The 1115-nt window shown below is 69.1% G+C and carries 1 protein-coding gene and 1 pseudogene; one reads left to right on the top strand and one right to left on the bottom strand.

What is annotated here, in order from left to right; translation table 11 throughout:
• Window positions 1-581 (bottom strand): annotated as a pseudogene (locus tag U4E84_RS18265) (acyltransferase); the annotation flags it as partial.
• A 158-nt stretch (window positions 582-739) separates the two neighbouring features.
• Between U4E84_RS18265 and U4E84_RS18260 the strand changes: the two are divergent.
• Entirely contained in the window at window positions 740-916 is a 177-nt protein-coding gene (locus tag U4E84_RS18260) for a DUF5786 family protein (protein WP_322533481.1), read from the top strand.
• Window positions 917-1115: the final 199 nt, after the last annotated feature.

Here is a 1115-nt window from a genome sequence, read left to right as displayed (position 1 = left end):
CCGTGGAGGCGGCAGTCGTCGCCGACGGTCGCCGGCGTCGAGACGCGCCACGCGTCGTCGGAGATCTCGGCGCTCCGCGGGACTATGAGTGGATCGCGGACGTCGTCGCCGTCGGCGAGCGCCTCCGCCAACTCGTCGGCGGCGTCCGTCTCGCCGACGCGCAGCAGCTGCGAGAGGACGATGAAGTAGAAGACGATCGTCGGCACCGGGTTCCGGATGACGATCCAGCCGTTGGCCTCGAACCCCTCCTCGATCGTCACGTCGTCGCCGATGTCGAGGTCGCCCGACACCATCAGCCGGCCGGTGACGGTCACCCGCTCACCGAGGTACGCGTCCTCGCCGACAAGGACGTTCCCGTCGACGGAACACCAGGTGTCGAGCCGACAGTCTCCCTCGGCCTCGATGTCGTTGGCGACGCCGACGCGCTCGCCGATCGCGACGTTGCGGCCGCGGACGCCGAGCTCGACGGTCGACTGCCCGCCCACGAGCACGTCGCCGTCGACGACGACGTCGTGCTCTTCGACGGTCGTCCCCGAGGGGATCGCGAGCTCTTCTATCGGACCGTCTCCTCGCAGCGACACACCGGGAGCAGTCGCCCCGAGCGTATAAACGGTACGGGGCGTCGGACGAGCGTCGGACGCGGGCGCACCGCCGCACCGACACCCGAGACGGGATGTGAACCCTTACCGCGGCGTATCACGGTCGCCGCGCTTTTCAGTGCGCCGGCGGAGGAGCGCCCATGGGATTCGGATCGTACGACGAGAGCGAACAGAAGGACCAGGACGTCGACACCGACGAGGAAGACGCGGTGGACGTCCACGAGAACGACCACGACGGCGACGTCTCCGTCGAGGGCGACGCCGACACCGCCGACCTCGTCGGCCGCCTCTCGGAGATGCGAGACGACGAGGACTGAGCCCCCGTCCCCCGGAACGGCCGCGAACCCCGACTCACCGGCTGCGACCGGTCGGAGCCGGTGTGCGCACTGTTCGCACAGTCGGTTCGGATTTATTATCGTCCACCGCGTGTGGTACCGTATGGCATGGAGAAACAAGCGCGCGAACCGATACGGTCGCCCGACCCGAAGCAGCCGCTGGACGGGCGTGCGCCGCAGC

It is taken from the genome of Halorubrum sp. AD140, from assembly GCF_034497445.1.
Lineage (GTDB): Archaea > Halobacteriota > Halobacteria > Halobacteriales > Haloferacaceae > Halorubrum.
The sequence above is the reverse complement of the archived record's forward strand: the minus strand, read 5'-3'. Positions and strand labels throughout refer to the sequence as shown.